Genomic DNA, 23,090 nt, shown 5'->3' with positions numbered 1-23,090 from the left:
CGGGGCGTTAGTTTTTTGCTAGAAGGACGGCGAGCCGTTTCCATTGGTAGAATTCCATTCTTGGGATAAACTACAGCAAGTGAGGCAAGGGGGCTGGAGGAGACAATGTTTGCCAAATGGTTGATGAAGCTGTCGGAGCCATTCCGGCGGAGTATCCGCAACAAGCTTATTCTGACGATGATTCTGCTGGCTGTGGTGCCCATCGTCGCTATTACGGCTCTGGCTGCAGAGAACAGCCGCCGCTCGATGGAGGCTGAAGTGATCAGCACGAATCTCTCCAATATGAAATGGACTGGAGTCTATCTCGGCGACCAGTTCGCCCAGCTGAATAATCTGATCTATACAGTGCTGATCAGTCCGCATTTGAGCGATTATCTGGCGAATGCCGAGGAAGCGAGCCTCTCCAGCCAGTTCACAGCGCAGCGGAATATTACCGATACTCTGACTAATCTGTTCTACTCCGCAGGGAATCACGTGGTCGGCGTAGAGCTGTATTTGAAGGAATACAACAAGCTGTACACGATCAATGCCTCACAGAGTGACATTGAATCCCCTGCTGTTATTCCGGCACCATATAAGCTGCTGTTCGATCAGGACAAGGACTTCATGATCACCACGGACAGCACAGACGGGGCCAAATTTCAGCTGATCCGCAGCATTAACCGCTTTGAGAATCAAGAGAAGCTGGGCGGGATTTCTCTGCAGATCCGCTGGGGAGTGCTGGACCAGACGCTGAATCTGCTTGGGCGGGGTAACGACCATACGGTTTTTATTGCCGGCGCGGACGGCAAGGTACTCTACCAGCCCTGGGGCAACGCTCCGGCAAAGGCAACCCTGGACCGGATCGCTCGAACGGGTGAGAGCCAGGGGTATTTTCGCAGCGACGATGAGTATGTGTTCTACAACACCATCGATCCGGTGGGTCTGAAGCTGGTCACTGTGATCCCTAACAGCTTCATTAACCAGAGCGCGCTGGCGACCATGAACTTTGGTCTGATCATTGGTGCCGTGTCAGTTGTGGTGGCCATTCTGCTCGCAGTCATACTGGCCTGGCGGCTGGCCACCCCGATTGTCAGCCTGGCCCGCTCGATTCAGGGCTTTGGCATGATGAAGGAACGCGAGATACGGCACACCACCCGTGTGGATGAGATCGGTCTGCTGGAGACGAAGCTGGATCAAATGTCGCACCGTATCCGTGAGCATATCCGCACAGAGTACATGATCAGTCTGGAGAAAAAAAGTGCTGAGCTCAAAGCCCTGCAGGCGCAGATCAACCCGCACTTTCTGCAGAATACCCTGCAGATGATCGGCAGCATGCTGTTCAAGAACAGCCCGTCTGAAAGCTACGGAGTGATCAGATCGCTAAGCGATATGTTCCGCTATATCATCCGCGAGCCTGAGGATCTGGCCCCGCTGCGGGCGGAGCTGAATCATCTGAACAACTACATGCAGATCCAGCAGCAGCGGTTCGCAGCCCGGCTGAGCTATAATCTTGAGATAGATGAAGGGACAATGGAGAGCTTCATTCCGAAGCTGAGCCTGCAGCCGATTGTAGAAAATGCCTTTTTCCATGGCCTGGAGCGGCAGGAGGGTCCTTGGGAGCTGGAGGTCAAGGTGGTCAGTGCCGGACTGGATACGGTCATTATGATTCGTGACAATGGCGTAGGAATCGGGCCGGACCGGCTTGCTGAACTGCAGGGCAGGCTTACCCGGCGCAGCGGGGACTTATGGACACATGGAGAGCGGATTGGGCTGCGTAATGTCGCTTCGCGGATTCAGATGCATTTTGGCGACAGCTACGGCATTAGCGTAAAGAGTACAGAGGGACAGGGAACCACAGTGACCGTAAGAATTCCCCTATAAAAAATAAACTATATAAATTGAGTTTGTGAGTTTTCAATAATTCGGGCAGAAGTGGCGGAGGAGAAGTTTGGAACTGGAGGAGCGATAGCGACCGCCTTTATGTTTGGATTTCTACCGCAGCCAAGCGGTTCAAATCAGGAAATCCAAACATAACAGCGGCCGGAAGTCCAAACATTCTCTGGAGCCACGGCCGAGCCCGAAATTTTGATTTCCCGTGCTCAATTTATATCCGAAAGGAATGAACCGACGATGTATAAAGTACTGCTGGTGGATGATGAGAGCTGGAACCGGGACATCGTGCGGACGTTCGGCTCCTGGGAGGAGCTTGACATGGAAATTGCCGGAGAAGCGGAAGATGGACGGGAGGCGCTGCGCCTGATCGGAGAGCTGGCCCCGCATATTGTCATTACCGATATGAGCATGCCCGGTGCCGATGGTGTGATGCTGATGAATGCTGTACATGAGCGGTTTGCTGAGGTTAAGATGATTGTGGTCAGCGGCTACGATGATTTCAAATATGCGCAGAATGCTATCCGGTACGGGGCGGTGGATTACTTGCTGAAGCCCATTGATCCGAAGGAACTGAACGCAGTGCTGGGCAAGTGCAAGAAGGAGCTGGAGGCAGCTTCACAAGGGCAAAGTGCGTACGCGCCGGACATTGACGTCTCCATGTGGCTATCCTCTTATAAACAGCTCATGCGTGTCCATTTCAATGAATTATATGCTGAAGGTGTGAACTCAGTTCTGGAGGGGATCGGCAAAGAACTGGAGCCTGGTGGAACCCGCATGCCCGGTGCGCTCCGCCAGGCTGGAAGTGAAATGCTGCTGCTCCTGAAGGAGCTTATGCGGGGCAACGGGCTTGCAGACGATGTTCTGAAAGCGGAAATTCCACATGCAGCATTGACTTCGGCAGGCAGCATAACCGCCTATCTGAAGGAGCTCTATGAGGCAAGCCTCGAGCAGCTGATCGGTCAGCGCAAGTTCAAAAACAAGCTAAACCTCGAAGAGGTGAGGCAGTATATCGACGGGCATTTTGCCGAGGCGGTGACGCTGGAGGGGCTGGCGAGAGCTTTTTTTGTCAGCAAGGAGTATTTGAGCAAGGTGTTCAAGCTGGAATATGGCTGTAACGTCACGGATTACATACTCGGGCTTCGGATGGACAAAGCCAGGGAGTGGCTGGCCGATGAGAATATTCCAATCAAGACCGTGGCTGAGCTTGCGGGATATGAGGACGTGGGGTATTTCTACAGGGTGTTCAAGAAGCATTTTGGCGTGGCACCGGGAGAAATGCGCAAACAGAAAGCCGGTTTAAAAATGTCCAATCCGGAAGGGTAATTCCGTCCAATTAAACGCTTTCATAAACGGGTTACAATGAAAGCGTAAACAAAACAAAGACATTGGGAGGTCTTACAGCATGACAAAGACGAGCAAAGGGTTACTCTGCACGATCCTCGCCGCTACACTTCTTGCAGGCTGCGGTAATAACAACAGCGGTAATTCAGGTACTGCAACCGGAGATACAACAAGCACCGGCAGTGTCGCCAAAAGCGTCACCCTGAAGATGTTCATCGCCCAGCCGCGCTTCAAGGAGCAATACGATAACTATATCGCCGAGTTTGTGAAGAAGGAAAAAACGGACAAGAACATCGATGTCTCCGTACAGCTGGAAATGCCTACGGCCGACAACGCTTCCCAGATACTTAAAACACGGCTCGCTTCGAATGATGCGCCGGATATTTTCGCCATTCATGCTGTCAACGAAATCCCGTCCTATTATAAAGCCGGATATTTGGAGGATCTGAGCAGCCAGCCGTTTGTCGGCAAGCTGCTGGACAGTGTGAAGCCTTCCGTCACCACTACGGACGGCAAGGTTGTGGCATTGCCTTTGGAAACCTTGTCCTGGGGCTACCTGTACAATAAAAAAATCTTCAAAGAACAGGGACTGACCCCACCAACGACGCTGACAGAGATGAAGACGGTCATCGAGAAGCTGAAAGCCCAAAAAATAACACCATTTGTACTTTCGTACAAAGAGTCATGGATTCCGCAGCTGGTGCTGCCGCTGGCTGTAGGCGGGATGATGAAAACCGAAGATCCTGAATTTGTGAACAAGATGAACAAGGATGAAGGTTCCTTCACTGAGATGAAATCGGCAATCTTTGATGTGTTCGATCTGATCAATGCGAACGGCACTGCCAAGGCTACCGAGGTTGGCGGTGATGACGGCGCAGCCGCCTTTGCTGCAGGCAAGGGAGCGATGTGGCTGATGGGTCCATGGTATGCGGAAACGATTCTCAAATCCAATCCGGATCTGGACTTTGGGGTAGCGCCGCTGCCAATCAACGATGATGCCAGTGCGACTCTGATCAATCTGAGCGCCTCGACATCGCTGGCCGTATCGCCAACGAGCAAGAACAAAGAAGTAGCACTCGATTTCCTGAACTATGTGCTGGACGATCAAGCATCCAACGCCTTCTTCCAATCGCTTAAGTTCAATCCGGTATCCACGGTTCACACCTATGAGAGCTATCCTTGGATCACTGAAGCTACTACCTATGTCAAAGCAGGAAAGTCTGTTCAAGACCCGGCTATTCCGCAATCGGTCAAAGATGAGGTAGGCAAAGGGCTGCAGGCGTACTACGCCGGACAAATGTCGCAGGATGATGTCCTGAAGGCACTTGATAAAGCATGGAAATCCTTCAACAAAGTCAATAAATAAGCTGCGGCGGATATTCAGGGATGGAAGAGCGGGAGAACCCATTTTTCTCCATCCCTGTTTGCTGCTGCCCACATAGAGGGAGAGGGGCGGTTACTGTGCCGAATAAGAAATACAAGAATGTTCTTTCACTGCTAGCTTTTGTCGCACCAGCATTGATAATCTACTCATTATTTCTGCTGATTCCCACGGTTGGCGGAATGTACTACAGCTTCACGGACTGGAATGGGCTTAATCCCAATTATTCTTTTATCGGACTCGGCAATTTTATTGAGGCGCTGCGTGATGATCCGGATTTCGTGAATGCTCTGCTGTTTACGATGAAATATGTGCTGTTCATGATCGTTCTGCAAAATGTATTCGCACTTGTGCTGGCGGTGTTCATTGAGACGAAAACTCGTACTAAAGGCTTTTTCCGCACCATTTTCTTCATGCCCAATATGATCAGTACGATTATCAGTGCCTTCATGTGGACCTTTGTGTTCTCCCAGGTGCTGCCGCAAATTGCCGAAAAAACGGCTATGTCCTTCCTGGACCAGCTGTGGATAGGCGATCCCAAGGTATCCTTTTATTCGATCATAATCGTATCGCTGTGGAATGGTGTCGGCTATATGATGATTATATATCTGGCCGCCCTGCAGGGTGTGCCGCAAAGCCTTAAGGAAGCTGCTGTTATTGACGGCGCCAGCCCGTTCCAGACCTTCCGGAAAGTGACACTCCCCATGATTACACATGCGGTGACCATTTGCTTCTTCCTGACACTGAACGGGGCGTTCAAGGTATACGAAGTGGTCTATGGATTGACCGGCGGGGGGCCGGGACGCAGTACGCAGGTCATCACAATGAATATTTTTGAAGAGGCGTTCTCCAACAACTTCCGCTACGGCTATGCCAGCGCCAAATCAGTCATTCTGTTCGTAATTATCCTGATTTTCACATTCATCCAGATTGGTGTCATGAAACGAAAAGAGGTGGAAGCATGAGACTCAGAAAAGGAGCTTCCCTGCTCATTACTCTGTTTCTTTCGATCGGAGCGCTCATTTCCTTTTTCCCGATCTATCTGGCCATTATCAATTCCGTAAAAACACAGGGCGAGATGTTCTCTTCCTTCCTGGCTTTGCCGACCAAGCTGCATTTTGAGAATTACAGCCAGGCCTTTGATAAAATCAACCTCCTGCACAGCACGCTGAACTCGGTCATTGTATCCGTAATCGGTATCGGCGGCATTATCTTCTGTGCAGCCCTGGCAGGCTACAAGCTGTCCCGGACCTCCGGTAGGCTTAGCGCAGCCATCTTCTCCCTGTTCATAGCTTCGATGCTGGTGCCGTTTCATTCAATCATGATTCCGCTTACCCGGATGGCGAAAGCCCTTCATGTCAGCGGCAGCACCTACGGATTGGCCCTGATCTATATTGGCCTCGGGGTAAACATGGCGATTTTCCTGTATCATGGTTTTGTGAAGTCCATTCCCCGGGAGCTGGAGGAAGCGGCACGTATTGACGGCTGCGGTGAATTTCAGACCTTTTTCCGGATTATCTTCCCGCTGCTGCTGCCGATTACGGTGACCATCGCGATTCTCGATTTCCTGTGGATCTGGAATGACTTCCTGCTGCCGCTGCTGATGCTTACGGATTCCAACAAATACACATTGATTCTGTCGACGAATACGTTGTTTGGGGAATACAACAAGGAGTGGTCACTCATTCTGGCTGCGCTGGTGCTGACCGCACTTCCGGTAATTGTCATCTACGGCTTCTTCCAGAAGTTCATTATGCAGGGCATTGCTGAGGGCGCCATTAAGGGTTGAGGATATAAGGTGAACATTAAAAGTTCATAATAGGGTCTGGTTGTACTGCGGGGACTGTTTGGACTTTCGGCCGCTGTTGTCTTCAGATGTATTTTATTATATCGCTTAGCGGATAACATCTGAAGACAAAGGCGGACGCTACGCTCCTACAGTTCCAAACGTCCCCTCCGTACTTTTACCCTATTTTGCTTTTAAGTTCACCTTCGGTGGGTGAGTAAGAATTATAATGACAAGGACAAGAACAAGAAATTTTCCATAAGGGAGGTAAAAGCAACGATGAATCAACTTCGTTACGGCGTTGCCTATTACGATGAATATATGCCTTACGAGAGGCTGGATGAGGATATCGCCATGATGAAGGCGGCGGGCATCAATACGGTCCGCATTGCTGAATCGACTTGGAGTACGCATGAGCCGCAGAATGGCGTCTTCGACTTTACCTCCGTTGACCGGGTACTGGATGCGATGCATGCTGCGGGGATTGCTGTCATCGTCGGAACCCCGACGTATGCCGTTCCCACCTGGCTGGTCAAGGAGCATCCGGATGTCCTGGCTGTAACGCCAAAAGGACCCGGAAAGTACGGCGCGCGGCAGATTATGGACATTACCAATCCCGCCTATCTATTCCATGCCGAGCGGATTATCCGCAAGCTGATCAGCCGGGTCTGCAAGCATCCGGCGGTGATCGGCTACCAGACGGACAACGAGACGAAGCATTACGATACGGCCGGAGAGAACGTGCAGCTTCTGTTCGTCAAATATATGCGGGAGCGCTTCGGAACGCTGGAGGAGATTAACCACCGCTTCGGACTGGATTACTGGAGCAACCGGATTAACAGCTGGGAGGACTTCCCCTCGGTAGTGGGCACCATTAACGGCAGTCTGGGGGCGGAGTTCGCCCGCTTCCAGCGGGGACTGGTGACGGATTTTCTTGCCTGGCAGGTGGCGCTGGTGAACGAGTATAAGCAGCCGGGACAATTCGTCACGCAGAACTTTGATTTTGAGTGGCGCGGGTATTCGTTTGGGGTGCAGCCATCCGTGGACCACTTTGCCGCGGCCCAAGCTTTTGACATTGCCGGAGTGGATATTTACCATCCCTCACAGCATGAACTGACCGGAACGGAAATCGCCTTCGGCGGCGATATGACCCGTTCGCTGAAGCGCAGCAATTACCTGGTGCTGGAGACGCAGGCGCAGGCTTTTCCCCACTGGACACCTTATCCGGGTCAATTGCGGCTGCAGGCCTTCAGCCATCTGGCATCAGGTGCGAATATGGTCGCTTACTGGCACTGGCACTCCATTCATAATTCATTCGAGACGTATTGGAAAGGGCTGCTTAGCCATGATTTCAAGCCGAACCCGGTGTATAACGAGGCGATCACGATCGGCAGGGATTTTGCGCGCTTAAGCGAGTCGCTGTATGGTCTGCAGAAGCGGAACAAGGTGGCGGTAATGGTCAGCAACGAAGCTCTGACGGCATTGGAATGGTTCAAGCTGCCGGATGGACGGAGTTATAATGATGTTGTGCGCTGGATGTATGACGGGCTGTACCGGATGAACATTGAATGTGACTTTATTCAGCCGGATTATCCCAGTCTGTCGGATTATAGCCTGATCGTTGTTCCGGCGCTGTATGCGGTCCCGGATGAGGCCCTTGAGCGTCTGAATGAATACGTGCGTGCCGGCGGACATGTCGTATATTCTTTCAAAAGCGGGTTCGCGGACGAAGTTATCCAGGTACGTACAACCGTACAGCCGGGAATCATTAGTGAGGCCTGCGGCATTAGCTACAGCATGTTCGTCACACCACATGAGGTAAGGCTGAAGAGTGAAAATGCAGTGATTCCTAGCGGGGACAACCTTGTGGAAACTTGGATGGAACTGATCACCCCGACGACAGCAGAGGTGCTGCTGCGTTACGATCATCCGCACTACGGCGAATACGCCGCAGTTACCCGGAACCGTTATGGACAAGGCAGCGCAATGTATATCGGCTGCATGACAAGCAGAGAGATGGCGGACAGCCTTTTGAAGGCTGCCGTGCAGGAGGCTGGATTATGGGGAGCTGACCAGGAGCTGGCATTTCCTCTGATCGTCAGAACAGGCATCAATCCGCAAAACCGGACGGTGCGTTATTACTTTAATTATTCTGACTCTCCGCAGTCTCTGGTATATCCGCATGGCCCTGCTGAAGAGCTGCTGTCGGGCCGGAAAGTTGCGCCTAAGGAGGAACTGGAACTATCCCCTTGGGGATTTCTGATTCTGCTGACTTAGAATATTTGATTTCATCTCCGGAATTTGCTAATATACGGTGTAATATAATAATTCTTTTAGTTTTCTAGGGTTCCGCAGCCCATCTAGGCTGGCTGGTCCGAGGGAAGACGCACGGACCTATGATCCGTGTCAACACGGAGGGATAAAAGCCCGGGAGGTATCGTCCAGTTGGATGATGGCCTTCCGGGCTTATTTATTTTTACACAGGAGGAGATTCACTTATGAAGAGTAATAGGGCATGGTTAAGTATTGCAGGCGCGGCCTGTCTGGAGGTCGTGTGGGTCATCGGCCTGAAGCATGCTTCCGCTCCCTGGGAGTGGCTGGTAACAGGAATGGCGCTTTTGGTCAGCTTCTATACTCTTGTCGCGGCCAGCAGCAAGCTGCCTGCAGGAACGGTATATGCTGTATTTGTCGGACTTGGCACGGCAGGAACGGTTCTTATGGATATGATCTGGTTCGGGGAGCCGTTCAAGCTGCTCAAGCTGGTGCTTATATTGGTGCTGTTGGCCGGAGTCATTGGCCTGAAGCTTGTTACCGGGGACACCCGTACGAAGGAGGTATCATAACATGGATTGGCTGATGCTTATTGCTGCAGGCTGCTGTGAGATGCTTGGGGTGGCTATGCTGGGCAAGCTGCAAAGGGACCGTGACTTCCTGACGTTGTTCTTGTTTGTACTGGGCTTTGGCGGCAGTCTGCTGCTTCTGTCTCAGGCGATGAACACTCTGCCGATGGGTACGGCTTATGCGGTATGGACAGGGATTGGTGCTTCCGGGGGAGCGGTACTGGGGATGGTATTATACGGGGAAGGGCGCGGATTACGGCGGATTATTTGTATTGTAATGATTCTTGGAGCGGCCGCCGGTCTCAAACTCATCGGGTGATTGGGAGAAAGTAATGAAATGGACACCTGTGCGATGTTTCGATTGGGATAACATGGTAAGTATATATAGTAGGTATATTAACGTAATCCAATCAAACGGGTAAGGGAGACTTTCATAATGAAAACCGGTATATCCGGCACCACCACACTTAAAGACGGAACAGTACTGTCAAAGATGGGCCAGGGAACCTGGAATATGGGCGAAGATAAGGCTGTGCGTAACGAGGAAATTGCTGCTCTTAGGCTGGGGGTGGAGCTGGGCTTGAATCTGATTGATACCGCTGAAATGTATGGGGAAGGACGCTCGGAGGAACTGGTCGGGGAAGCTATCCGGGGAATCCGTGACCAGGTGTTTTTGGTCTCTAAGGTGTATCCGCATCATGCCGGCCTGGATCGGATCATCCGCAGCTGTGAAGAGAGTCTGAAACGTCTGGGAACAGATCATCTGGATCTCTATCTTCTGCACTGGCGGGGGAAGGTTCCGCTGCAGGAGACGGTAGAGGGGATGGAGCAGCTGGTAGCCTCCGGCAAAATCGCCCGCTGGGGCGTTTCCAACCTGGATATGGAGGATATGAAGGAGCTGCTGCGTATTCCTGGCGGAGACCGCTGCGTTGTCAATCAGGTGCTCTATCATCTGGGCTCAAGGGGCATTGAGCACGAGCTGATGCCCTGGCAGCGCACGCACAAAATTCCTGTAATGGCCTACTCTCCGCTGGCACAGGCGGGTAAGCTGCGTAAAGGGTTAGCCGAGAATGAGACGGTGCGTGAAATTGCGCAGAATCACGGAGCGACACCGCTGCAAATTATGCTGGCCTGGAGCGTCCGGGAAGGCGATGTCATCTCCATTCCCAAAGCGTCGACCCGGGAGCATGTCACCGAAAACGCATCGGCCGCGAAGATCCGGCTGAGCGACGAGGAGTGCTGGAAGCTTGACGATGCATTTCCGCAGCCGGCCTGGAGGGTACCGCTGGATATGATTTGATGATTTGAGGGCTGTCCCTGGAACGGGGCAGCTTTTTCTTTTGTCCTGCCGCGGCAGGGTGGTACACCGTTCTCAGCCGAATTCATTGAATTGTACGGAGATATTCCGATTTATATTACGGAGATTGGTGCATTCTATAATGACGAGGCGGCAGACAGCGTGTCGTGGCATGCGGTTCGGTCTGATAAAGAATGAATCAAACGGCGGAGGTCTTGCGGTAAAATGCAGGCTTCCGTTTTTACATGGTAGGCCATTCGCAGCAGGAAAAATGCCGGTAAATAGCCCGTTGGCAGGAACTCTTAAATGATGTCAACAATGATCATGACGAAACCGTGTTTTCAATTTGCTGACAAAGAAAGCGCTTTGATTTACGATGTGGTCATAGGGGATAACCTTTCAGAGTATTCGGTAAAGGGCATCTCATTCAATAACATAAGGGGGCATTTCAAATGGCCACAACAGCAACAACACAAACTTCGTCCGGTGGTATAAGGGTGAGGGTTCAACAATTCGGCCGCATGCTCAGCGGTATGGTTATGCCGAATATCGGCGCTTTTATCGCTTGGGGCTTGATTACGGCTTTATTCATTCCAACGGGCTGGTTCCCGAATAAAGATCTGGCTACGCTGGTTGGTCCAATGATCAAGTTCCTGCTGCCGCTGCTGATTGGTTTCACAGGTGGACAGATGATCAATGGCAAACGCGGCGGTGTAATCGGCGCAATTGCGACCATGGGGGTTATCGTAGGGTCAGATATTCCAATGTTCCTTGGAGCGATGATAGTCGGTCCACTGGCAGGCTGGATATTAAGACTCTTCGACCGCGCGGTAGAAGGCAAAATCAAAGCAGGCTTCGAAATGCTCGTCAACAACTTTTCACTCGGGATTATTGGCGGTGCTTTAACACTCGGGGCTTACAAAGGGATCGGGCCGCTGGTCCAGGGACTGACCAATATTTTGTCCAACGGTGTTGAGGTTCTAGTCAATCACAACCTGCTCCCGCTTGTTAACATCATTATTGAGCCGGCAAAAGTATTGTTCCTGAATAATGCGATCAACCACGGCATTCTGAGTCCTATCGCTGCGGAAGAATCGGCGCGGATCGGGAAATCCATTCTGTTCATGCTTGAATCGAACCCGGGCCCAGGTCTTGGTATCCTGCTTGCTTACTGGCTGGTAGGTAAAGGTTCGGCCAAATCATCCGCTCCGGGTGCCATTATCATCCATTTCCTTGGCGGTATTCATGAAATCTACTTCCCGTATATCCTGATGAATCCCCGTCTGATTCTGGCAGTTATCGGCGGCGGCGTGAGCGGTACCTTCACCTTCCAGCTTCTGGGCGCAGGACTTACCTCTTCACCATCTCCGGGCAGTATCTTCGCTTACATTGCCATGACGCCTAAGGGCGGTTACGGTCCAATGTTCGCCGGTGTTGTTGTAGCAACAGTAGTTTCCTTCCTCATCGCTTCTATTCTGCTTAAGACCAGCAGCAAAAACAACGAGGAAGAAGTAGATCTGGAAGAAGCAGCAGCGAAAATGCGTGATATGAAAGCTGCCGGTACTGCGGCTAGCCCTACAGTAGCAACTGCGGCAACTACAGCCAATATAATCACTCCTAATGTGACAGCCAACGTTCGAAACAAAGCGGATGTGAACAAAATCGTCTTTGCTTGTGATGCCGGCATGGGTTCCAGTGCCATGGGTGCTTCCGTATTGCGGAAGAAGCTGCAGAATGCAGGGGTCAACATTACTGTGGTGAACTCTGCGGTCAGCGAAATTCCTGCCGATGCTGACATTGTTGTTACCCAGAAAACACTGACCGACCGTGCGATTGCCAGCAATCCAAAGGCAGAGCATATCTCGATTGACAACTTCCTGAAGAGCCCGAAATATGACGAGCTGGTGGAACGTTTAAAGTAAGAATTCGTCGTGTACAACTATCATACAAGCTAAATTTGCCGTTCAGATCAAAAACAGTCAGGCCGGCTGACATTATGAAGGTCCAATCTGTATAAAGCTAAATTAGGAGACAAACGCTGGCCTTCACAAGCCAGCGTTTGTCTCCAGTTAAGGCGAGGGTACACAGGCTATGAAGAAAATAACCGCAAGGCAGCGCCAGATCCTATGGATCCTCTTGGGTGTAAACGAGGAGATCACTGCCGCTGAAATCGCCGAGTCTATCGGAGTGAGCGTGAGAACCGTTCACCGGGAGATGGAGGATATTGAGCAGTCGCTTGGGGAGTTTGGGCTTGATCTGATCCGGAAATCAGGAAAAGGCATCGCTTTGAGCGGCCAGGAGCCGGCTCTTGCGGAGCTGCGCCTGTTTTTGCGGGAAGAAAAGCCTGCGGAGTATTCCGGGGAGGACCGCAAAATATTTGAGCTCTGCGCGCTGCTGGAGGCTGAAGAGCCGGTGAAGCTGTTCACGCTGGCCCATTCGCTTAAGGTTACGGTTGCTACCATCAGCTACGATCTGGACGAACTGGAACCGTGGGTCCGCAAATTCGGCCTGGAGCTGGTCCGAAGGAGAGGGTATGGCGTAGAGATTACAGGTCTCGAGGTTGACAAGCGCCGGGCGGTCTGCCGGCTGGCTGCCGAACACCTGGACCTGTCCGATCTGGTGGGCCATACTCCGCAGACCGAGAGCAATCCGGTCTTCCGCCTTCTTCTTACTACAGTCGGCAAATCCAATCTGATGAGCGTCGAGAGTATGCTGTGGGACATGGAATGGAAGTGGACCGCAGAGCTTCCCGAAATTGTCTACATGGAGATGCTGCTGGGGCTGGCCGTGAGCACCCGGCGGATCGAGATCGGCCGGGGAATGGTTAGCGGCGAAGAAGCCGGATACTCCAGGTTATCTGATCACCGCAACATCGCCGGGGCCGAGCAGTTCGTGAGCCGTCTGGAGACCGTGCTCGGACAGGAATTCCCCCGGGCAGAGATTCTCTATTTTGCCGGATTGTTTGACCGTGTACAGGACTCATTTTCCTCAAGCGGTTTTGCCTACGGCGATATTGAGCTGATGGAGATTGTATACAGGCTGACAGAGAGTGTTGCCAAGCGCACGGGCCTGCCTTTTCAGAGAGACCGTTCGCTGCGTGAAGGGTTGCTGGAGCATATGGACCCGGCGCTGAAGCGCATCCGGGAAGGCACGCGTATCCGGAATCCGCTGCTTGGACCTATCCGCAAAGATTATGAATATTTATTTGCGGTTGTCCGGGCAGCGGCTCAGGATATGAAGCTGGAGCTAACCATTCCCGATGAAGAGATCGGTTTTCTGGTGATGCACTTTGGCGCATCCGTGGAGAGGCTGAACCAGCTCAGGCGCAGTGTCCGGGCGATTCTGGTCTGCGCCAGCGGACTGAGCTCTTCCCGGCTGCTTGCCACGAGGCTGGCCAAGGAAATGCCGCAGATTGAGGTTCTCGGCAACATCTCCTGGTATGAGGCCGCCCGTCTGCCGGATATGGACTATGACCTGATTATTTCAACGATTGATCTGCCGATCGACAAGGAACGCTATATCAAGATCAGCCCCTTGCTTACAGGGGAGGAGATAGAGAAGCTGCTGAATTATATTCACAATATAACACTCAACGAGCAGGACACGTCCGCCCCTGAGGAATCCGGCAAGGCCAGCCGGGAAGAAGCCGCGCTAAGCCGGTTGAAGAGCTACAAAGGGATACTGGATGAAATGGTCAGTCTGCTTGAGCGCTTCCGTTTCCATCCGCTAGACAACAGCGGCCTGTCTTTATCCGGGACGCTGTCCGGGATGCTGAATCTGTTGAACGGCAGCGGGGTAATCGATGATTCCGACATTCTGCTGGAGCGGCTGCTTGAACGGGAACGCATGGCCAGCCAGGTGATCCCGGATACAGGACTTGCGCTGTTTCATACCCGCAGCAGTCATGTGCATATGTCTTCTTTGACGCTGTACCGGCTGAGCCAGCCGGTGCTTTTGGAAGGCGGAACTGAGGTCCGTGTCATTCTGCTGATGCTTGCCCCGCGCAAGCTGTCCAAGGAAAGCCTGGAGGTGCTTAGCGAGATCAGCGCCCTTCTGCTGAATTCGGAGCTGGTCAAACTGCTGGAGGAACGGACGGAGCCTGAGATCAGGCGGTATTTATCGTCTGAGCTGCTTCATTTTTTCGAAAATAAAATGTGAAAGTGAGAGAAACCATATGAGTATACTGTCTGAAAACAAAGTGATTATGAACGGTGCTGCCAAAGATAAATATGAAGCGATCACTATGGCCGGAAAGCTGCTAGTCGATGCCGGACATGTAACGGAGGAATATGTGCCGAAGATGCTGGAACGCGAAGAGGTGGTATCTACCTATATGGGCGGAGGCCTAGCGATTCCACACGGCACTAAGGAAGCCAGACCTTTTATTAAATCCACCGGTTTGTCAGTCATCCGCTTCCCGGACGGCGTGGATTTTGGCGGCGATGAGCCTGCGTTTGTGGTCATTGGCATTGCAGCCGCAGGTGACGGCCATATGGAAGTGTTGACGAATGTGGCGATGATCTTCACGGAAGATGACGCAATTGAACGGGTCATGAATGCACCTACTCCAGCTGATGTTATTGCTATTTTTGAAGGGGGACTGGAGTAATGAAGGCTGTCCATTTCGGTGCGGGCAATATCGGCAGAGGCTTCATCGGTTTGCTGCTGTCGCAGGCGGGATATGAAGTATGCTTCGTGGATGTCAATGAGGCATTTGTAACCCAGCTCCAGGAGCGCAAAGAGTATCCGGTGACCTTGGCCAGTGAGGGCCAGGAAACGGTCATTGTCAAGAATGTGACTGCGTTAAGTAGTGTAACCCATGCGGAGGAAGTGGCAGCGGCTGTTGCGGAGGCCGATCTCGTAACGACGGCAGTCGGGGTCACGATCCTGAAGCATATTGCCGGTGCAGTAGCGGAAGGCATCCGCAGACGGGTGGCTATCTCCGCAGCTCCGCTGCATGTCATTGCCTGTGAGAACGCTATTGGCGGCAGCGCCCAGCTCAAAGAGCTGGTATATGCCAAGCTGGACGAGGAGTCCCGCGCCAAAGCGGACGCCTCTGTAGCATTTCCGAATGCGGCGGTGGACCGGATTGTGCCGTTGCAGCAGCATGAGGATATTTTGAAGGTAGTGGTAGAGCCTTTTTACGAGTGGGTGATCGACTCCTCGCAGATGATTCCTGGCTATGTCCCTGTTGAAGGTGTTCATTATGTGGATAATCTGGAGCCATACATTGAGCGCAAATTGTTCACGGTGAACACGGGACATTGCTCGGCTGCTTATCTCGGTTATCTGCGCGGGTATGAGACGATCCAGCAGGCTATGGCCGATGAGGCATTGACTGCGCAGGTGCGAGAAGTGCTGGAGGAGACCGGTGCGGTGCTGATTCAAAAGCATGGCTTCGATGAAGCGCAGCATAGCAAGTATATCGATAAAATCCTTGAGCGTTTCCGCAATCCGGCGCTGACGGATGAAGTGTCCCGTGTAGGCCGCTCACCGCTGCGCAAGCTGTCACCGAATGACCGTCTGGTCTCACCGGCACTGCAGGCTTATGACAGAGGACTGGGCTATACAGCCCTGACCCGTTCCATGGCCGGAGCCTTGCTGTTTGATGTGAAGGATGATCCCGAAGCCGTAGAGCTTCAAGCTGCAATTGCAGAGCTTGGCACCGAAGCTGCGTTAACGAAATACACAGGCATTGCTGCTGACCATGCGGTACATCAGTCGGTAATGGCAGAGTATGCGAAATTAAAGTAAAAGCTATATAAACAGGGGTTTCGCGCTTCCGTCAGCTCGTGTATCGGCTGAGGCGCAAAACCCCTTTGTTGTTTGGCAGGTTAAGGACTCCATCGATTGATGGGAAAAACCTGTGGTTAGGCGGGGAGGAGTGACTTACCGTTTAAGCAGGTGGACCCAAGCTGCATCCGGAGAAGTCGGCTTAAGACTCCCGCCGGTAGGCTCCACGGTCAGTGCAATATTGTCCGCTTCGCCCAGCTGGCTGCCCTTAACATACAGATGGCCCTTCCTGTCTTCAATCTGAACCAGTCCCAGCGTGTTCCGGCTGCCGTTCTTCACAGCCCAGGCCTGAATGGACAGGCCGTCACTGAGTGCAACATCTTCGATCAGCACGAACAACTCCCCGGAGCTGCCGTTGTACCAGACATTGCCGGAGAATTGGTCCTTCCGGCTCCAGTCCAGCGGGTACGCTACGGTCTCCGGCCTGTTCAGCACCTCCATCGCTTGCGGCTCATAGCTGCTTACATAACGGTTGCGCTCCGAGCGCCCGTCCTGCTCGGTTCCGAACAGTCCCAGGAGCATGATGCCCACGGCGCAGCACAGAGCCAGCGCCGCTGCCCCGCGCCGGTAAGCGGGCCGCAGGTTTCCCAGTCTGCGCCGCCATCCTGTCCACCGGACGCGGCGTCTGATCTTCCGACGCACTGAACCTGATGGATAGAGGGGACCCTGCTGTTCTGCATAGACAGAGAAAGGTTCAGATTCTGCGGAGCAGGTTCCTTTCCCGGCGGCCATTGCTTCGGCAGACCCTCCTTCAGTATCCGGAGACGGCTCTGCAAGCAGCGGCATCCAGGTGTTATATCGTTCACGGCAGACCGGACACTCTTCCAAATGGAAGCCCATCTCCGCCCGCTTGTTTCCCTGGATGTCATTCCCGATCCAATCGATCCATTCCTCTTCGCTGTAATGGCGGAAGGGGACATGGGAGCCGCTGCTGCTATGGAGGAATTCAGAATTTTCGTTTCTGTAACGGTTCATAGGAGGGGTCTCCTTCCGGCTGCTCGATCCAGCCTTGCTTGATGAATTGCCTGCGCATATTGGCAACGCCGTATTTAATCCATGATTTCACCGTGCCCAGCGGAACGCTCCAGGAATCCGCAAGCTCCTGATGCGTGTGCGCGGCATAATAGGAACCGAGGATCGCCTTTCTCTGGTTGACCGGAAGAGTCTGCAGCGCATGATCCAGTGCTTCACATTGGAGCTTGCGCACCGCGGCATCCTCCTGAAGCGGTCCGTCCGGCTCACGATGCAGCACTTCGGGATCGGCAATAGGCTCCGTCCGGGCCTTCCGGCGCTGCCTGTCGATACAGCGGCTGCGTGTCATTACCGCCAGCCACGCCTTGACCGTGCCGCGTGAAGCATCATAGGCTCCGCCTTTCCGCAATACCTCCAGAAAAATATCCTGGCAGATGTCTTCTGCCTCCATCCAATCCTGAGTCTGCCCATAGGCGATCTTCATGATGAAAGGCGCATAGCATCCATAGAATTCGTCAAACGCGGCTGTGGAGCCTTCGCACATCTGCGCCAGTGCCTCGGCCATTGCCTCGTTGTGGGGATCCATCGCTCTTTTTCCTCCCTTAGCAACATTCATTGGTCCATATCTGACTATTTGATACTCCGCCGCTCGTTTTTTTAACTGCCTTTTCTTCTTTGTACCACTAAAATTATTTTTTTAAAAGACCTCCAAAAATATATTTTTTACAGTAAATCCAAAGCCGGTATTCGTTCGTATCTTTATCGGATGAACTACCGAAGGAGGAATTATTGATGTTAAAACGATGCGGAAAACCACTCGCTGCACTACTGATTCTGCTGCTGACAGGACTGGTCTGGAGTTCAAATGCGGGATTGCCTAAAGCGGCGGCTGCAGGCGCAGTAGAACTGTACACACCTTATGTTGAGTTGTCTGCGGCACCGGGCGAGTCGGTCACTTATCCGGTAGATGTAATCAATCATGGAACTGCTACACAGAAGGTCGGATTATCATTTGACGCAGGCGGCAACTTCTGGAAGTATGAGCTGACCGCAGGAGGACGCCAGGTTCAGCAGATCGCTGTCAAGGGCGGGGAAACACAGAGCGTCAACCTGCAGCTGGAGGTGCCGCTGGAGATTAACAAGGGAAGCTATATATTCGCGGTTAACGCTCCGGGACAGGATTCACTGAAGCTTAAAGTCAATGTATCCGAGCAGGGGACCTTCAAAACTGAGCTGGCGGTGGACCAGTCCAATATGGAAGGCCATTCCGATACCACTTTTACGTATAGTGCAGTGCTGAGGAATCACACAGCGCAGAAGCAGTCATACGCGCTTGCGGCACAGGCAGGAGACGGATGGGATGTGCGGATTAAGGCAGACGGCAACAGTGTAACGTCGGTCGAGCTGGAAGCGGGAGCAGAGAAGAATATTAGTATTGAAGCCAAACCGCCGGAACAGGTCAAGGCGGGTACCTACAAAATACCGGTAACCGCAACAAGCGGCTCCACCCAAACAAAAGCAGAACTGGAGGCTGTGGTTACAGGAACCTACGGCATTCAGCTGAGCACATCAGACAATCTGCTGAGTACAGATGTGAAAGCAGGCGGTCAGCGGCGGATTAATCTGGTGATTACGAACACAGGCAGTGCACCGCTTGAGGATGTCTCGCTGACTTCGCAAGGTACGCCAACTGGCTGGGAGGTTTCCTTCGATCCTTCCACCATCCGTACGATTGCACCGGGAGCCACCGCAACGACCCAGGCTGTTATCAAATCCAGCAGCAATTCGCTGCCGGGGGATTATGTGGTTAGTCTCAGCGCCGCTTCTGCAGCCAAATCAGCAACGGCTGATCTGCGGGTTACGGTGAAGACCTCCGTATTCTGGGGCTGGATTGGTGTGCTGATCATTGCCGCTGTCATTGGCGGAATCTATTATCTGTTCCGCAAATTCGGAAGACGGTGATCTTATGGATACTAATATCGAGCAGCGGCTGTTAACAGGAACAACAGATATGGCAGATACATCTGATAACAACGCGAATATACCATCTGTTATTGAATTGAAAGATCTGACGAAGCGGTATGGCAGCTTCACTGCCGTAGACGGCCTAAGTCTGACAATCCGTAAAGGAGAGGTTTTTGGGCTGCTGGGTCCGAACGGTGCCGGCAAAACAACAACCATTCTAATGATGCTCGGCCTGACGGAGCGCACCTCCGGCAGTGCGCTAATCTGCGGATATGATCCTGCACGCTATGCGCTGCAGGTCAAACGCCGGGTGGGATACATGCCGGATGATATCGGCTTCTACGAAGACCGTACCGGTCTGGACAATCTGATCTATACAGCTAGGCTTAACGGGATTGAAGCGGAGGAAGCGGCGCGGAGTGCGAAACGGCTGCTGGAAAAGGTCGGGCTGGCCGGAAGCGCGCGTGCCAAGGTTGGCACCTATTCCCGCGGGATGCGGCAGCGTCTAGGCCTTGCTGATGTGCTGATTAAGAATCCTGAGGTCATTATTCTGGATGAACCGACGCTGGGCATCGACCCGGAAGGGGTAAGAGAGCTGCTGGTGCTTATTTCCGATCTGAGCCGGAATGAAGGCATTACCGTACTGCTGTCCTCCCATCAATTACAGCAGGTGCAGCAGATCTGTGACCGGGTGGGGTTGTTTGTCCAAGGACGCCTCATCGCCTGCGGCGATATTGCAACGCTGTCCAGGGAGCTTAACCAGGAACTGCGGTTCGAGGTGGAACTGGCGGTTCAGCCCTGGAGCGGGGAGTTGGCTGGACGTCTGGAAGCCATCGAAGGTGTGCTGAGGCTTGAAACAGAGGAGTGGAAAGGGGAGAATGCGCCGCCGGGCAGCGTGCTGGTGACACTGATCTGTGACCGGAACCTAACCTCGGCAATTGCCGCCCAGGTAATACACAGCGGAGCAGAGCTGTATTTCATTACCCGCAAGGAATTTGGACTGGATGAGATTTATCACCGTTACTTTGAAAGGAGGGAGGAAGGATGATGACGGTAAAAGCGCAAAATGCTGCTGCACCGATGCGTGTGGGCTGGTCCAGGCTGCTTACTATACTGCAGGGCGGTAAATCCCCTGAAGACATAAACAAAAGACCGGATGAACGGGAAGGCGGCAGCGGCTCGGCCTTCTGGGTTATGGTGCAGAAGGAGATGGGGGATCATGTCCGCAGCTGGCGGTTCACCATCCTGATCGGTATTATCGTACTGGCTTGTATCGGCTCCATTTATTCCTCTATCAGCTCCATCAAGAGCGGGGGGCAGGAGGACCAGGGTACAGCGACCTTTCTCTTTCTAAAAATGTTTACCCTTTCGAGCAGCACCCTGTCCATTCCGACATTCACCACTTTTCTATCCTGGCTGGGTCCGCTGATCGGCATTTCGCTGGGCTTTGACGCAGTAAATTCGGAGCGGAACAAAGGCACGCTTGGACGTCTGCTCTCGCAGCCAGTCTACCGGGATGATTTTTTGAAGGCCAAATTCACCGCTTCATTGCTGCTCATTGCCGTCGTGGTATTTTCCTTGGGGCTGCTGGTTACAGGGCTGGGTCTCCTGACGATCGGCTATCCGCCGACCCCGGAGGAATTCTGGCGCATCCTGTTCTTTCTGATCATCGCCACGGTCTACATCGGCTTCTGGCTGAATCTGTCGATCCTGTTCTCGATCCGCTTCCGCCAGGCAGCCACCTCCGCATTGTCGGGCATCGCCGCTTGGCTGTTCCTGACCTTGTTCTACAGCATGATCATCAGCCTGATCGACAGTGCCACCGCGGTGTCCCAGATGGCCTCTGTCAGTGAGCAGCTCCGCCATGTCCACTTTATTCTCGCTCTGAACCGGCTCTCGCCAACGGAGCTGTTCTCCGAAACGATTACCACACTGCTCTCCCCGGGTGTCCGTTCCCTGGGGCCTCTGACCATGGATCAGCTGGTGGGTGCGATCTCAAGTCCGTTATCTCTAGGACAAAGCCTGCTTCTGGTCTGGCCGCAGCTGACCGGCCTACTTGCGGCGACCGTGCTTTGTTTCGGGTTATCTTATTATGTGTTCATGCGCCAGGAGGTGCGTTCGCGGAACTAATAGAAAGGCATTCATGATCTATACAAAACGGGCTGACCGGGAAAGGTATTCCTGGTCAGCCCGTTTTGCAATTTGGAACATCGGATAACACTCTACCGGAGAGCAGCAAAGTATGTTCTCCTGTCCTTATGACGTGCTTAACAAGCTAGCTGTTCTCTAGTATGGTCTGCAGTGTTGTGCGGTCCAGCCCTTCCACCAGCTTGATCAGCAGCTCTTTGGCAGCAGCGTAATCATCGCTGTGAATGATGGAAGAGGCGGTATGGATGTAGCGCGAACAGATGCCGATGACAGCAGACGGCACACCGATACCGCTGACATGCACCTGACCGGCATCCGTTCCGCCCTGCGAGACAAAATACTGATATTTGATTTTGTGGGTATCTGCCATATCCTGCACATATTCAATCAGTCCCCGGTGCGTGATCATGGTTGGATCATAGATGCGAAGCAAGGCCCCCTGGCCGAGGTGTCCAAAAGCCTGGCGGTCGCCGGTCATGTCGGCAGCGGCGCTGGCATCCAGGCCGAAGTAAATATCCGGCTGCAGCAGATTTGCAGCGGTCCGTGCTCCGCGCAGGCCAGCTTCTTCCTGTACCGTAGCCCCGGCAAAGACAGTGTTTGGCAATTTCTTCCCGTGCAGGGCCTGAACCAGCTCGATCGCCAGCCCCACGCCATAGCGGTTATCCCAGGCTTTGGCCATAATCTTCTTAGGATTGGCCAGTGGAGTGAACGGGCAGATCGGCAGAACCTGTTGTCCGGGAGCTACACCAAAGCTCTGTGCTTCTTCGAGGCTGTCCGCACCGATATCAATGTACATTTTACGGATATCGCCAGGCTGCTTGCGTTCATCGTCACTCATTAAATGGATCGGAGTACTGCCGACAACACCCGTCAGTACACCTTTGGGGGTGACGATCTGAAGCCGCTGTGAAGCCACTGCTGAAGCCAGCCAGCCGCCAAGCGGCTGAAAGCGGATCATGCCCTTGTCGGTAATGCCTGTAACCATAAAGCCGACCTCATCAAAATGTCCGGCAACCATGATTTTCGGGCCATTCTCTTCACCGCGGAGCACGCCGAACAGACTGCCGAGGCGGTCCTGCACGAACTCATCGGTATAAGGTGCCAGCGCATCCTTGACATAAGCGCGCAATTCGCGCTCGAAGCCCGGTGCGGCGCGGAATTCAGTCAGTGTTTTGAACAGTTCAAGTGTTTCTGGATTCATTGTTCATCTCGCTCCTTTACTATCATCTAGTATGAACATTGCGGCTCAAATTGTCCATGATTGGAGGGCAAAATAAACACCGGGTACTAGGGATGCGAATAGTATGAAAGCAGCGGCTCCCAGGGGCCGGGAAAGGATGCGAAGTGCATGAGAATGGCAGGAAGCATGCCCCAGGCCCGGGCAATGGGCCTCTCCCGCAGGGTGAGCAGCCGGGGAATACGGCGGAGAGGCGGCCTGCGGTATATTGCAGAGCGTGAGGCCGTGCTTATTTTGATTCTGTTTTTGCTGCTGATTTTTGTGCTGCTGTATTTTACCTGAGCTAGAGGGACATAACGAAACCGGAAATGGTGAAGAATAAGGAAAAACTTCTAACGAAGAATATTCCGGGAGGGAGAGCCTGAGTCTGTAATACTGGCTATCCCTTTCGCATCCTTTTCAGGAGGTGTCCCTTTGTGCCAGCAAAAACTAGAAAATCCGGTGTCAAGCTGCGG

The 23,090-nt window shown here is 52.9% G+C and carries 20 protein-coding genes and 1 riboswitch; of the genes, 17 read left to right on the top strand and 3 right to left on the bottom strand.

From position 1 onward, the window contains the following. Positions 1-105: 105 nt before the first annotated feature. From A3849_RS23375 to A3849_RS23315, 13 genes are all read left to right on the top strand, one after another. A complete protein-coding gene (locus tag A3849_RS23375; protein WP_074113545.1) occupies positions 106-1,863 on the top strand; it encodes a sensor histidine kinase in 1,758 nt (585 codons plus the stop codon). 249 nt (positions 1,864-2,112) lie between these two features. Next, positions 2,113-3,198, top strand: coding sequence for a response regulator transcription factor (locus tag A3849_RS23370; protein ID WP_074113544.1), 1,086 nt, complete (start codon positions 2,113-2,115; stop codon positions 3,196-3,198). A gap of 79 nt (positions 3,199-3,277) precedes the next feature. Then, positions 3,278-4,582: an ABC transporter substrate-binding protein gene (locus tag A3849_RS23365; protein WP_074113543.1), complete on the top strand. Its 1,305-nt coding sequence runs from the start codon at positions 3,278-3,280 to the stop codon at positions 4,580-4,582. A 95-nt stretch (positions 4,583-4,677) separates the two neighbouring features. Beyond that, positions 4,678-5,562 carry a carbohydrate ABC transporter permease gene (locus A3849_RS23360; protein ID WP_074113542.1) on the top strand — a complete coding sequence of 295 codons (885 nt, stop codon included), beginning with the start codon at positions 4,678-4,680 and terminating at the stop codon, positions 5,560-5,562. Further along, complete coding sequence (locus tag A3849_RS23355) at positions 5,559-6,386, top strand: carbohydrate ABC transporter permease (protein ID WP_074113541.1); 828 nt, start codon at positions 5,559-5,561, stop codon at positions 6,384-6,386. The genes A3849_RS23360 and A3849_RS23355 overlap by 4 nt, the downstream gene beginning before the upstream one ends. 276 nt (positions 6,387-6,662) lie before the next feature. Next, complete coding sequence (locus A3849_RS23350; protein WP_074113540.1) at positions 6,663-8,660, top strand: beta-galactosidase; 1,998 nt, start codon at positions 6,663-6,665, stop codon at positions 8,658-8,660. Between the two features lie 53 nt (positions 8,661-8,713). Continuing rightward, positions 8,714-8,819: riboswitch (guanidine-I (ykkC/yxkD leader) on the top strand. Between the two features lie 62 nt (positions 8,820-8,881). Further along, positions 8,882-9,226 carry a DMT family transporter gene (locus A3849_RS23345; protein ID WP_074113539.1) on the top strand — a complete coding sequence of 115 codons (345 nt, stop codon included), beginning with the start codon at positions 8,882-8,884 and terminating at the stop codon, positions 9,224-9,226. A gap of 1 nt (position 9,227) precedes the next feature. Further along, positions 9,228-9,542, top strand: coding sequence for a DMT family transporter (locus tag A3849_RS23340; RefSeq protein ID WP_074113538.1), 315 nt, complete (start codon positions 9,228-9,230; stop codon positions 9,540-9,542). A 117-nt stretch (positions 9,543-9,659) separates the two neighbouring features. After that, positions 9,660-10,523, top strand: coding sequence for an aldo/keto reductase (locus A3849_RS23335; RefSeq protein WP_074113537.1), 864 nt, complete (start codon positions 9,660-9,662; stop codon positions 10,521-10,523). A gap of 449 nt (positions 10,524-10,972) precedes the next feature. Next, positions 10,973-12,442, top strand: a complete 1,470-nt coding sequence (locus tag A3849_RS23330; RefSeq protein ID WP_074113536.1) for a PTS mannitol transporter subunit IIBC — start codon at positions 10,973-10,975, stop codon at positions 12,440-12,442. Between the two features lie 169 nt (positions 12,443-12,611). Next, positions 12,612-14,678: a BglG family transcription antiterminator gene (locus tag A3849_RS23325; RefSeq protein ID WP_074113535.1), complete on the top strand. Its 2,067-nt coding sequence runs from the start codon at positions 12,612-12,614 to the stop codon at positions 14,676-14,678. A gap of 16 nt (positions 14,679-14,694) precedes the next feature. Next, positions 14,695-15,129: a PTS mannitol transporter subunit IIA gene (locus A3849_RS23320; protein ID WP_020432921.1), complete on the top strand. Its 435-nt coding sequence runs from the start codon at positions 14,695-14,697 to the stop codon at positions 15,127-15,129. Further along, positions 15,129-16,274: a mannitol-1-phosphate 5-dehydrogenase gene (locus A3849_RS23315; RefSeq protein ID WP_074113534.1), complete on the top strand. Its 1,146-nt coding sequence runs from the start codon at positions 15,129-15,131 to the stop codon at positions 16,272-16,274. Before A3849_RS23320 ends, A3849_RS23315 begins: the two co-directional genes overlap by 1 nt. 135 nt (positions 16,275-16,409) lie before the next feature. On the opposite strand, the gene A3849_RS23310 is transcribed toward A3849_RS23315, so the two are convergent. After that, a complete protein-coding gene (locus A3849_RS23310) occupies positions 16,410-17,288 on the bottom strand; it encodes an anti-sigma factor (RefSeq protein ID WP_074113533.1) in 879 nt (292 codons plus the stop codon). Then, positions 17,260-17,871, bottom strand: a complete 612-nt coding sequence (locus A3849_RS23305; RefSeq protein WP_074113532.1) for an RNA polymerase sigma factor — start codon at positions 17,869-17,871, stop codon at positions 17,260-17,262. The genes A3849_RS23310 and A3849_RS23305 overlap by 29 nt, the downstream gene beginning before the upstream one ends. A 206-nt stretch (positions 17,872-18,077) precedes the next feature. Between A3849_RS23305 and A3849_RS23300 the strand changes: the two genes are divergently transcribed. From A3849_RS23300 to A3849_RS23290, 3 genes are read left to right on the top strand one after another with little or no spacing between them, the layout of a single operon-like run. Beyond that, a complete protein-coding gene (locus A3849_RS23300) occupies positions 18,078-19,247 on the top strand; it encodes a COG1470 family protein (protein WP_074113531.1) in 1,170 nt (389 codons plus the stop codon). Between the two features lie 49 nt (positions 19,248-19,296). Continuing rightward, positions 19,297-20,298, top strand: coding sequence for an ABC transporter ATP-binding protein (locus A3849_RS23295; RefSeq protein ID WP_074113566.1), 1,002 nt, complete (start codon positions 19,297-19,299; stop codon positions 20,296-20,298). Continuing rightward, positions 20,295-21,380: an ABC transporter permease gene (locus tag A3849_RS23290; RefSeq protein WP_372237791.1), complete on the top strand. Its 1,086-nt coding sequence runs from the start codon at positions 20,295-20,297 to the stop codon at positions 21,378-21,380. The genes A3849_RS23295 and A3849_RS23290 overlap by 4 nt, the downstream gene beginning before the upstream one ends. 145 nt (positions 21,381-21,525) lie before the next feature. On the opposite strand, the gene A3849_RS23285 is transcribed toward A3849_RS23290, so the two are convergent. Beyond that, positions 21,526-22,599, bottom strand: a complete 1,074-nt coding sequence (locus A3849_RS23285; protein ID WP_074085976.1) for a M42 family metallopeptidase — start codon at positions 22,597-22,599, stop codon at positions 21,526-21,528. Between the two features lie 147 nt (positions 22,600-22,746). On the opposite strand from A3849_RS23285, the gene A3849_RS33070 reads away from it, so the two are divergent. Next, a complete protein-coding gene (locus A3849_RS33070) occupies positions 22,747-22,917 on the top strand; it encodes a hypothetical protein (RefSeq protein WP_178382783.1) in 171 nt (56 codons plus the stop codon). The last annotated feature ends 173 nt before the right edge of the window (positions 22,918-23,090 follow it).

It is taken from the genome of Paenibacillus sp. P46E (genome assembly GCF_001909095.1).
Lineage (GTDB): Bacteria > Bacillota > Bacilli > Paenibacillales > Paenibacillaceae > Paenibacillus_AQ > Paenibacillus_AQ helianthi.
The sequence above is the reverse complement of the archived record's forward strand: the minus strand, read 5'-3'. Positions and strand labels throughout refer to the sequence as shown.